This window comes from Mycoplasmopsis primatum ATCC 25948 (assembly GCF_000702785.1).
Taxonomy (GTDB): Bacteria; Bacillota_I; Bacilli_A; order Mycoplasmatales; family Metamycoplasmataceae; genus Mycoplasmopsis; species Mycoplasmopsis primatum.
In genome coordinates this window covers 1-12,012 of record NZ_JNJV01000004.1, presented here as the reverse complement: position 1 = coordinate 12,012, position 12,012 = coordinate 1, and the positions used below count along the sequence as shown (strand labels likewise).

The 12,012-nt window shown below is 27.5% G+C and carries 12 protein-coding genes; 4 read left to right on the top strand and 8 right to left on the bottom strand.

Going from position 1 to position 12,012, the window contains the following annotated elements:
- The first annotated feature begins 1 nt into the window (after position 1).
- The 3 genes from T386_RS0100795 to T386_RS0100785 are packed head-to-tail and all read left to right on the top strand — an operon-like array spanning position 2 to position 3,888.
- Positions 2-1,015 (top strand): ABC transporter permease, encoded by a 1,014-nt coding sequence (locus tag T386_RS0100795; protein WP_029513277.1) that lies wholly within the window; start codon positions 2-4, stop codon positions 1,013-1,015.
- Between the two features lie 7 nt (positions 1,016-1,022).
- Positions 1,023-2,564: an ABC transporter ATP-binding protein gene (locus T386_RS0100790; protein ID WP_029513276.1), complete on the top strand. Its 1,542-nt coding sequence runs from the start codon at positions 1,023-1,025 to the stop codon at positions 2,562-2,564.
- Positions 2,557-3,888 (top strand): ABC transporter ATP-binding protein, encoded by a 1,332-nt coding sequence (locus tag T386_RS0100785; RefSeq protein ID WP_029513275.1) that lies wholly within the window; start codon positions 2,557-2,559, stop codon positions 3,886-3,888. Before T386_RS0100790 ends, T386_RS0100785 begins: the two co-directional genes overlap by 8 nt.
- Before the next feature lie 36 nt (positions 3,889-3,924).
- On the opposite strand, the gene T386_RS0100780 is transcribed toward T386_RS0100785, so the two are convergent.
- From T386_RS0100780 to T386_RS0100745, 8 genes are all read right to left on the bottom strand, one after another.
- Positions 3,925-4,362 carry an MHO_1590 family protein gene (locus T386_RS0100780; protein ID WP_029513274.1) on the bottom strand — a complete coding sequence of 146 codons (438 nt, stop codon included), beginning with the start codon at positions 4,360-4,362 and terminating at the stop codon, positions 3,925-3,927.
- Positions 4,355-5,605, bottom strand: coding sequence for an MHO_1580 family protein (locus T386_RS0100775; protein WP_029513273.1), 1,251 nt, complete (start codon positions 5,603-5,605; stop codon positions 4,355-4,357). Before T386_RS0100775 ends, T386_RS0100780 begins: the two co-directional genes overlap by 8 nt.
- Positions 5,606-5,759: 154 nt before the next feature.
- Entirely contained in the window at positions 5,760-6,107 is a 348-nt protein-coding gene (locus T386_RS0100770; RefSeq protein ID WP_029513272.1) for a hypothetical protein, read from the bottom strand.
- A gap of 110 nt (positions 6,108-6,217) precedes the next feature.
- A complete protein-coding gene (locus T386_RS0100765) occupies positions 6,218-7,228 on the bottom strand; it encodes an ABC transporter ATP-binding protein (RefSeq protein WP_029513271.1) in 1,011 nt (336 codons plus the stop codon).
- Positions 7,228-9,264, bottom strand: a complete 2,037-nt coding sequence (locus T386_RS0100760; RefSeq protein ID WP_029513270.1) for an ABC transporter permease — start codon at positions 9,262-9,264, stop codon at positions 7,228-7,230. Before T386_RS0100760 ends, T386_RS0100765 begins: the two co-directional genes overlap by 1 nt.
- A 43-nt stretch (positions 9,265-9,307) precedes the next feature.
- Positions 9,308-10,147, bottom strand: a complete 840-nt coding sequence (locus T386_RS0100755; RefSeq protein ID WP_029513269.1) for an HAD hydrolase family protein — start codon at positions 10,145-10,147, stop codon at positions 9,308-9,310.
- A gap of 51 nt (positions 10,148-10,198) precedes the next feature.
- Positions 10,199-11,017 carry a Cof-type HAD-IIB family hydrolase gene (locus T386_RS0100750; protein WP_029513268.1) on the bottom strand — a complete coding sequence of 273 codons (819 nt, stop codon included), beginning with the start codon at positions 11,015-11,017 and terminating at the stop codon, positions 10,199-10,201.
- Positions 11,018-11,142: 125 nt separating this feature from the next.
- Positions 11,143-11,592, bottom strand: coding sequence for a hypothetical protein (locus T386_RS0100745; protein WP_029513267.1), 450 nt, complete (start codon positions 11,590-11,592; stop codon positions 11,143-11,145).
- Positions 11,593-11,758: 166 nt separating this feature from the next.
- On the opposite strand from T386_RS0100745, the gene T386_RS04260 reads away from it, so the two are divergent.
- On the top strand, positions 11,759-12,012 hold a 254-nt coding region (locus T386_RS04260), incomplete at its 3' end, for a hypothetical protein (protein ID WP_036459833.1).

Genomic DNA, 12,012 nt, shown 5'->3' with positions numbered 1-12,012 from the left:
TATGAAAAAAGTGATTGAATGATTTAAAAATCTAACTAAAAAACTTAAAAGAAGAAATGAGAGTCCTACAAACGAATTAGGCAAAGATTTAGCTCCTAATAAATTTTTAAGACCGCTTGCTTATAAAGAGTGACAAATTATTGGTAATTTATTTGAATATAATGAAACCAGTAGAATGCATAAACAACAAAATGCTTTTGTAGAATTTTTCTATCGTTTTAGTAGATCATTTGCTGGAGTTTTTGGTTTTGTAACTCTTGTTGCTTTAATTCTTTTATCTTTGTTCATCCCTCTTATAACTAGCCATGACCCATTGACTATTAATGTTGAAAATAGATACGACACATTTTTTACTAATGGACATATTTTAGGAACTGACGCTTTTGGTAGAGATTTATGAGCTAGATTATGATATGGCTTAAGATATTCATTAGCTTTATCATTTATTGCTACATTTATACAGGTATTTGTTGGTTTAGTGATTGGTATTATGATGGGGCACTTTAGATTCTTTGACAAAGTAATGACTTTTATTATTAAAATTATTTCTAATGTTCCTTCAATTATTATTTTAATAACTATTACGATTATTTTAAAGCCAACATTCTGAGTTATGGTTTTTGCTCTCTCATTTACTTCATGAGCTGGCATAGCAAATCAAATGCGTTCTCAAGTTTTACGTGCTAAGTCATTTGAATGAGTTAGCGCTTCAAAAATTTTAGGAACACCTACATATAAAATCTTAGCTAACTATCTGCCAATTTTAATTCCATTGCTTATAACTGAAATAGTTTTTCATATACCTGGTATTATTCTTTCAGAAACATCGCTAGCTTTTATTGGCCTATCAATACCAAACGTTGCAACATTAGGAAACCTTATTAGTGAAGGCTCAAAAAACTTTACAGTTTTCCCACGTTATGTTTTGATACCTTCGTTTATGTTAATCCTTGTAACCTCTTCAATTCAATTAATGTCTGGTGCTGTCCAAGACAGTTTATTAAGACAAAGATAGGAATATTATGCAAAAAACAAACAATGATGATATAAAAAACTTACAAGGTTATGTAAAACAATTTCCTAGACCTATTGTTTATAATAATATTCCTGAGCCATTAGATATGATGGAAATAAAAAACGAAAAGGGCAAAGGCTTTTGAAGAAATTTTAAAGATTATTGAGTTCAATTTGGCAAAAAAATTCATAGTTTATTTGGTAAAAACAAACAAGAAATTGATGTTTTTCAAGGTACTAAATCTGAAATCGTTTTTGGCGAAAACACCAATATAGCAGCCGAAATCGAAAATATTTATTTAACGTTTAAAAACCCAGCTAATCCTAAGGAGAAGAACTTAGTTTTAAGAGGTCCTAGTTTAAAAATATATGAAGGAAAAGTTCATGCATTAATTGGTGAATCTGGTTCAGGTAAATCAGTTATTACCTCATTATTGTACGGGCTAACGGGCGCTAATTCAATTATTGAAGGCGGGAAAATTCGACTTTATGGTTTAGAAGTTCATAACTTTACAGCATACAATTGAGAAAAGTCCAAATTGCGCGGAAGAATAATTTCTGCTGTGTTTCAAAATCCTATGTCTATATTAGATCCAACCATGAAAGTTGGAAATCAAATTATGGAAGGGATGCTAGTTAATAAGCTTGTTAAAAATAAAAAAGAGGCTTATCAAGAAGCATTGAAATACTTAAAACTAACTAAAATTAATAACCCGGAAGCAATTATGAAGGCATATCCACATGAACTATCTGGTGGTATGATTCAGCGTGTCGCAATAGCTTCTATTATTTCTCTTAAACCTAAGATATTGGTTATGGATGAGCCAACAACCGCGCTTGACCCAACAGTGCAAGCCTTAGTTCTTGATATTATTCGAGAATTGCAAGAATCATTTAAGATTGCGATTGCTTTTATTACACATGATTTAGGTGTTGTAGCTTCTATTGCAGATTTTATTAATATTATGTATGCAGGCCAAATTGTTGAATCTGGTACAAAAGAAGAAATTCTTTATAATCCACAGCATCCATATACATGGGGTTTAATTACATCAATGCCTGATTATAATAAAGGTGAAAAACTGCATGTTATCCGTGGTTCTATTCCTTCAAATTTAAATGGTATTGAAGGTGATGCCTTTGCTGTGCGTAATGATTATTCATTAAATGTTGATTTTATTCAAGAACCACCTGTTTATCAAATTTCTCCATATCATTATGTTAAAAGTAATTTATTAAACGAAAAAGCACCTAAATATGAACCTCCGAAAATTATTAAAAATCTATGACAAAAATACAATGATAATCTTAATCAAATTTATGGACACAATAATTTAATTATTGATGATGAAACATTTGAAAAATATAATGAATTAGCTATCAAACACAATGAAATAGCAGATAAATTAGTTGTGGAGAGAAATCAAATTCTTGCTCAAAGGGACGAGAACGCCAAAATTAAAAATAAAAAATTAGAAGAAACAAAAGAAAAAATCAATTGAATATTTGAAAAGTTCTATAAAGATAATGAAGGAGCGAATAATGAGTAAAAAATACTACGTTGAAAATCGTCCTTTTAATAAAAAACTTTATAGAGAAATTGTTCAAGGCACTGATGAGATGCTCAATGCATATCCTGAAAAAAATACATTAGTAGAATTAAGACATTTAGATATTAATTATGGAACTGGAATCAAATCTTTTTCTGCTATTAAGGATTTAAATCTAAATATTTATGACGGTGAAGTTTTAGGGCTAGTAGGTGAATCAGGTTCTGGTAAGTCAACTACTGGTAGAGCTATTATTGGTTTGACCCCACATAGTTTTGGTTATATTAAAATTTTAGATAGAATTATCCCTAAAAATTTAGATAAGGGTTTTAAATGAAGTAAAAAATATAAAAGCTTAATCGACTTTATGGTTAACAAAGTCCAAATGATTTTTCAAGACCCTACTAACTCTTTGAATCCATTTAAGAATGTTCAATATGCTGTTGGGGAAGGTTTAAGCAATACCAAAAATTCTAAATTTATATACTTAACTGCTTTTGATGAAACCACATTTCTTGCTATTAATGAAGATATTAAATTGAAGGATCCAGAAAATATTATATATACTGAGCCTTTGAAAACTTATCAGGCTAATGGTTTCACAACTGAATCATCGTATGATTTCGTTTTTAATAAGTTTTATGAAGTAATTAAAGATAGAAGCCTAAATAGTCCAGATATTTATGATTTAATTTTCAAAAAATTTGAAAATGAAAAAAATGAAAGAGATAAATTAAATAATTTAAGTGAAAAAGAATGTAGAGAAGCTCTTGTTGTGGATATTTTAAAACAAGTTGGACTTGATGAATCTGTGCTTGGACGTTTCCCATTAGAATTTTCTGGTGGTCAACAACAACGTTTAGGTATCTGTCGTGCTGTTGTTTTACGCCCTAAATTGTTAATAGCTGACGAACCAATTTCAGCATTGGACGTTTCTATACAGGCACAGGTAATCAATATTTTTAATGAACTAAAGAAAAAATATCACTTAACAATTTTGTTCATAGCACATGACTTAAGAATGGTTGAATATATTTCTGATAGAATTGCTGTTATTAATAAAGGTGTGCTTTTAGAAATCGGGCCAGCTGATGAAATTATTAATAATGCTTATCATCCATATACAAAGAGTTTGCTAGATGCTGTGCCTTCTATTGAAAATAAAAAAGGTTCTTTATTAGGCCAAGTTTATGATCCATCTATTCATAAATATGATTTAGAAAATGCGCCTTATTGGCATAATGTCGGTAATAAGCATTTTGTTTTAGCTACTGATGATGAAATAAATTTATATTCAATAAATAAGAAAAATACTAACAATTAGATTTTAAAATCAACACAAATAACTGTGTTGATTTTTTTAAGATACTATTAATTTGTGGTAGTCGTTATCCTTGACGATGTTGAGTTGATATCGTTTTTGCGAAATTTTGCTTCCGAATTTAATTTCAAAATCGAGTATTAAATCTCGAACTGAAATAAACTTATAATTAAAATTCACATTCTTATCATATTCAGCTAAATTTTTAAGCACATCTTTAACCACCGCCGGTACAATATCTTTTTCAAAATAAGGCAAATTATCATTATCAATTTTTATATATTGGTAATAATCATTTGCTGAAATATCTGGAAAAATTTCTGATCCTAATTGTTTTTTGTCTTTTTCTCAGTCAACATTGTTGATTGTTTTAGAATTAGATTTTTTCATTGAAATCACTATAACTGGTGTAGCTACAGCGGCAATTAAAAGGGTGCCTAACAAGGGATACATTATCTTTTTAGATTTACTATTCATTTATATACCTTTCAAATATTTCGATGCCAGGTGTTTTGTTAGTCTGAATAATTTCTTTTATTTGTTTTGGCGTAAATAAATATCTAAATTTAGTGTCGCTATCAGGTAGTAGTGTCTTAACCTTCAATTTTAATAAGCCTGAATAAACATCAATTAATGGTTTTTTAATATGTTGATTTTTGTTGATAAACACTTTAATCGTTTTATTATCTCTACCGCTTGTTCCTTGTCCAAAACTAAAATTAAATTCATAAGTGGTTCTTAAATCACCATGAAAGTTGTAAGGAACTATTAGACCCCTTTCTGAACCTGAGAGTGATTGGACTAATTCCCCTTTTTTATAGTCAAATTCTACATAGTTGTTATATTTGACCTCTTTTATATCTTTACCATCCACATAAATAGATTTTTGAGTTTCTGTGGTTAAATCACTTGATATATTTTTGAATGCATCACTATGTATTGATTGAATTTTAATTTCGCCAAGAGATTGGTTTCTTGTAAAGATGGCTTTAGCATTCCGCATATGTTCATAAAAAGCCTCTTTGTTAAACAATTCTGGTCCTAAACGAGCATCATGATAAGTTTCTGGTAATTCATTATTGGTATATAACTCTTCATTATTTATACTATGGCTTTCTGAATGAATTGTTCCAATGCTGTGAATTCTTTTATCTTGTTTTAATGGATTAATTTTAATTTTTGTATTAAAGTAGCCGATTTTAGTTTTTGAATTTCCTTGTTCGTCAAATGAGAATTTATAATATTCAGGTATTTTTATGTTAGCATAATCATCATTAATATTAAGAGTTTGATTTTTATTGTCTTGATTCTCTTTTTTCACCTCTCAGAAATCAAATTTTGGTGGGTTAGGATAATGTTCGCTTTCAAATGTCACTGTTATACTTTTTAATTCATCGAAAGTTATTCCTAATGTCTCTGATGATACAACCATAGATTGTAAAAGTACAAGACCTTGGTAATTATATGATGTTCTTGGAATGCCATCAAATGTGTAATAGTTATTGATATATTTCTCTATTCGTGAGGTTGTAGTTGTAACTTGTTGTCTGTTATGCTCATTTTGTTCTACAACTTTATTATTCACTGTTAATACAAATCTACAATACTCATCTTTATATGGTTTTCTTAACGTTAGACTAGCCCGTCAGAATCTTAAAATAAACTTATTACTATTAAAAAATCTTCTTATTTCAATTACACCACGTTTTAGATTATTCATATGGTTATTAATATTACTGGTGTAATAATCTGATAAACTTGAATAATATCTAGCATCGTCTGGATTAATTCCAGAACCTTTTGTTATAAAGTGTTTTTTATCAATAATTATTTCATTTTTAACTTCTGGTATTTGATTTATGTTATTAATAACATTATTTGGTAAGATAATGATAAATAAACTCCTCTATTGCATTTTTTCTTAATCTATAGAAAGTGGATGAGGACATATTTTCCTTTGTCGCTTCTATTCTATTATTAAAGAAATAATCTTTAATCATGTTTGCGTTTTGTTTTTCCATAAATTCAAATGTTTTTTGAAGTTTTGATAATTCTTTACTCTGGTTTTTATTTGCTATTTTATTAAGCAGGCTATTTGATTTTTCTTGTTGTTCATATAGCTTATTTTTTGCTTTTTCAATTAAGCAAATTGTTCTAATAATATTCATTTTATCTTTTGCTGAAACAATTGATTTTAATTGCTCTGCATAATTTATATTCATATTTCTCCTTTCGAAATAAAAAAATAGCATTGTGGTTGAAATACTCAAAATAAGTAAAAAAATAGGAATTTTTGTTAATTATTCCTATTTTTGTTCTTTTTCTTAGCTCATTAAGATTTATCAAAATATATTTTACTTAGTGAATAGACATTAGGTTGAAGTGAAATAATTTCAAGATTTAAATTAGAAATTTCTTCAATTAACTTAATTTTTATTTCATTGTTTTCAAGATTGCAATATATTGCTTCTGGGGTTAATTTATATTTAATATTATTAGATTTCATATATGGTTCAATTAAAACAGAATTATTAATAATTAATTTAGTATTCATTTCATAATTTACAACTTTATCTTTGATCATACCTGAATCTAGTAATTTACCGTCTTGCAATACAGTAAAGCTATCTATATATTTTTCAAGTTCATCTAAAATATGGCTTGATATCAATATAGTTTTTCCTTCTTTTTGTAATTTTTTAATGTTATCAAAAAATATTATACGCGCAGTGGGATCTAAATTTGCTGCGGGTTCATCCATAATTAAAATATCAGGATCATTAAGTAGAGCTTGTATTAACAAAACGGATTTCTTTTGACCCGAAGACATAAATGCTGGACTTTTATTTATATCAGGAATGTTAAAGCCGTATTTATCAATTAAAGCATCAATTCGCGGTTTAATTTCTTGTTTAGCAATATTAGACATTTCACCAAAGCAATATAAATATTCCTTAACGCTTAGGTTTTTCGGAAAAATTGCGACTTCTGGTATATAGCCAATTTTGTTTTTACATTTATGATCTCTTGATTCAATTCCATCGATATAAATCTTGCCAATATAACTTGGATAAAAACCTAAAATTGAACGAATTGTTGTAGTTTTACCTGAGCCGTTATTGCCTATAAAACCGTGGAATTGGCCTTTTTTGACATTAAAACTTAAATCATCAACTGCTTTTTTATATTTTTGAAAACCTGTTTTAAAAATCATAGTTAAATGTTGTATTGAAATAGCAATATCGTCACTTGGTTTGCAATAATTTTTATTTTTAGCATTAATAAACATTTGTTGATTCGATTTCCATTTTTCTAAAATATTTTTTTTATTATTTGTTTTCATTATTTAAAGTTCTTTCTTTCAAATACTAAATAACCAATAGCAATTAAGGTTGCTGAAAATAGTAAAATTATTCCAACGCTTGTAAGCGGTTCAATAAAACTTTTTCTTTCAAATTCAATTAGATTGTTATTTAATTTCATAATTTGAAAAATATTTGATTTGTAGTATTGACTAAAAGCTTTATAACTATCTCCATTTTTTGATAAATAAGGAATTATATTTGATGTATCAATAGTGCTAGCAAAGGTACCATCATCTTGTCTTCCTATAGTTTTGAAAACAGCAATAGTTCATAGGCTGTTATTTAATGCATTTAATGCTTGTTTTTTAATTATGCTTAGCGTAGATTCAAGTCTTGCTTTTTGAATATCACTTAGGTGAGTAGTATCAAACTTTGCTTTAATAAAATTATCTATAGCTTCATTATTATTGAAGTTTTTTTCTATACGTTTAATAAATGGTTTTCATCACTTAATAGCTGTTTTAACCTTGGTTTTTAAGTGTTCTAAAATTTTGTTGTCGTTAATGTGGCCTGATTCTTTATTTTTTTTGATTTTTGCTTCTATATCATTATGAAAACTTTCTATCCCAGGCAAGTCATTATTGTGCGCATAATCAATAATTTTTGTAATGGTATAAATTATTTCATATATATCAGTAGCCCTAACAACCTTATTTTTAGGATTTAAAAATTCTTCAAGGTTGAAAAAGCCACTATTTTCAGGATTTAAAAGATTCATTGGTTTTAAAAGTATTTGTTTAAGTTTTTCAATTAGGTTTTTATCTACGAGCATTTTTATAACTTTTTCGTTGAATTCTTTAACTGGTGAAAAGTTTTCATCTTGAACATCAGCAAAGCCTAAGTTAAAATAAGAATCTTGGTTGGCTTCTTCATAAATGCTTCAGTCGAAAATTTTACGGAAGCTTCTTATGTTATAACCAAGCGCCAATAAATCATTATTAGTTGTTTTTGCTAAAACATAATCATCAAGATTAATATCATATTTATTTTTTATATAATCAACTACTTGTTTATTGAATTTAGTATTTGATTCATCAAATAAATTTGTATGAACAATATCTTTATATCCAGCTGTGATACTTAAATTTTGTAAGCTTTTATCATAAGCAGCGAAAAGCGGAAAGAAATATTCTTTAAAATTAGACCAATAAATTTTTGAATAAAACGAGTTATTAATAGATTCAACTTTTTGAATTAATGTTTTTTTAGGTTGAAATTTATATTTGCTGGCTAGTGGATTAAATGACAAATGATATTTATTTTCAACTCATTTTGTTAATGATTGATCAACAGTTAATCAATCATCCTGTGTAGTGATTCGTTTATTTAAATTATCAATTGCTTTATTAGCTCCTTTTACTGACTCTTGGTTTTTAGGCACTAGTGCGATAGAATTATTTGCTACCTCAAATGTAGATTGAATAACGTCAGTTTTTTGTGAAATGTTTACAAAACCTAATGACATAATAGATAAAATAGGTATCACTGAAACAATAATTTGAAAAACTTTGGCATCAACAAAATTATGAAAAAGAGCGCCTAGACCAAGGCAAAAGATAGAACAAAGCATTCCGGCTGCAAAAAATGTTAAGGTAGATAATATTGCTCTTGTGAATTTAATTGGAATTATTAGCTGACTAAAAAAGAACATTATACTAAGCAACAATATCGAGACAACTGAGCCGATTAAACTAGCGAGAACATTTGTAAAAAACACTTGTGCTCTTTTAATAGGTTTAGAATACAAGATATATTCTATGCCTTCTTGTTTGTAACGGTAAAAAAACGTTTGTGTAACAAACGAACATATCATAAATGAAGCAATCAAACAAAAATTAGCAGATAATTCAATATATTGATTGCTATTAAGCAATTTGCTTATACCAGCAAAATTAAGAGCTATTTTCATACAAATTACTGAAAATACATAAATAGCTCCGATAATAATAGGTGTTATATATGAACTAATTAATCTAAAATATATTTTTAGCTGCATTTTAAAAAACGCATACATAGATTCTCCTTAATTTACATATATAACATCTATATATGTAAGATTAATCATTCTTTTCTTCTGGCAAAAAGAAATGATGAATAGTTTTGCCTAAACCAGCATTCAAATTAGTGTATGGTGAAATAGTATCGGCGATCATTTTTAAGGTCTTGCATGAATTTTTCATTGCTATTAACCTGCCAACATTGTTAATGCATGTAGCGTCATTAAGTGTATCACCAATGTGAACACAATCTTGTGGATCAACACCACGAGCTAGTGCATATCTGACTTCTGTAAGACCTTTTGAGCAGCCTATTGGAGTTATTTCAAGGACTTCATCATTATCACCGGTAAAAGCTATTTCACAAATATTTTTATATTTTTCTTTGATTAAATTACCAAAACTATAAATTTTGTCCTTTTTTGGATGCCAAAGAACAATTTTATTAATTTCGATGTCATTTTTAAATTCAAAATATCTTTTAGCCTTTCCTCTAGTTCAGCGGTGTTTTAAAGAGATTCACCAGTTGCTAGTGAATGCTAAGTCTTTTGTATTAGAATTAAAAATTACGCTAACTTTACTTTTGACAATATCTTGAAAAATTTTATCAACAACTTCTTTTTCAAATTTTTCAAAAAAGATAACTTCTCCATCTTGTTTAGCATAGGTTCCGTTTCAGGCAATAAAATTGTCTAAACATCCCATTGGTTCAAGAAACACATTAGATTCAGATGTTGGCGGTCTTCCAGTAGAAACAACAACTTCAATATCTTGTTCTCTTGCTTTTTTAATTAAGGTTAAATTTTCTTCGCTAATTCTTTTGTGACCATCTACTTTTAAATCAATAGTTGTGCCGTCAAGGTCAACAAAAATTATTTTTGGTTTTTTGAATTTTTGCATAGACTATATTATATATAAAAAATAAATATTAGAATTTTGTGCAAAATTGTGTTACTTTATATCTAAAAGTCACGCCAGTGTTTTTCCTAAACCTGCTGTTTTATAGGAAAATGGGGAAATTATATCAGCAACTTTTTTAAATTCTTCACTGGCATTCTTCATAGCAACAACTTTTCCCATTATTCCAACAGTTGATGCGTCATTTAGAGTATCTCCTATGTGAATACAATTCGTCTTATCAATGCCTAAATTATGAGCATATAATTGTTGAGCCAGCCCTTTTGTACAACCTTTAGGAGTTATTTCAATAATGTTATTATTCTTTCCAGTGAGAGCAATCTCAAATTCTAAATTAAATTCCTTAATTAAATGATTATAAATATTTAATAATTTCTTTTTACTTAAACACCAAAAAATAAGTTTATAAACTTTTTCATTATAATTAAATTTAGTGTATTTTTGTACGTTAGCTTTTCCTAATTTAAATAAAAATTTTATAAATCAATTATTTGAAAATATTTTATTTCTGTTGGAATTAACGATGGTTACTATATTATTTTTATCAGCATATTGAATCATTTTAGAAACATTATGATCATCAAATCATTTTTCAAAAATTATTTTACTATTTTGTTTTACTACTGAACCATTTCAAGCAATAAAATCATTCATAGAATTTAAGGAATTAAAAATTTCGTTATTTTCTTCAGGTACTTTTCTGCCTGTTGAAACAACCACACGAATGCCTAATTCTCTTGCTTTTTTAATGTATTCTAAATTTTTATCACTAACTGTTCTTTTAGAATTCTTTCTTGTATCAAGTGTTGTTCCATCTAAGTCAATAAAAATAATATCTGGTCTTTGTTTCATAGTACTTTAATTATATATTATGAAAAAATTCGTTTATATAAATACTATTGTTGCGATTTCATTTACTAAAGCACAATAAAAAAAATATCAAGGTTAATGCCTTGATATTTATCTTAAAACTTGTTTTAGAATTCCAAATTTTTTCTAATTTTCGATATGAAAACAAGAAGAACAATTTGTATTATAAATGGTAGTAAAGAACTAATTACACCTAATGCAATTGCTAAAGCTGGATTTACTAAAAGCATTCCCACGATAACAAATCCTAAAATGAATTGAACTAATCATAGTAGTGTTCATATAAGTGTCATAGCAAACACAACTTTGCAGTTTCCTTCAATAGCAGGTTTTACCTTTCTAGCATTTAATGATGTTTTAAAGTTAAACACAAGTGCTACTATTCAAAAAATGAAAAATAAAACACCAAAAATTATTCTAACTAATTTAATAGCTAGGCCAATAACAGGAATTGAGCCCAATATGCCAAATATTGCTCATAATAACATTATTAATGTAAATACGAATGCTAATTTAGCACTTTTTTTAGTTTGTTCTTTTAAAATATTATCTTCCATATTTTCCTTTCATTAATTAAGATAGATATATTTCAAACCAAATTATATATATATATATATATCGAAAGCAAAAATTACATATTTTGTTGAAAAAATTTCATTTACTTCCATTATCAAACAAATTGAGCCACCTGTTTTTCTAAAAAAATAGGGGATAATTATTGGTATGAATAAAACAGGTGATAGAGAAAACTGAATTTCAAGAAGTGAAAGAATAGTTAGCGCAATAATACACAATTTAAATTTTACTAACGAAAGGTTGGCGCGCATGTGCGACGTTAGCATTTCAACAATAAAAAGATGAAAATTAAAAATCAAAAAAGCAAATGGCAAAGTTGTTGTAAGTCATAATAATACAAATAATCAAAATGCCAAAAAATATAGTGATGAAGATATAAGAAAAATTGGAGAAATATATGA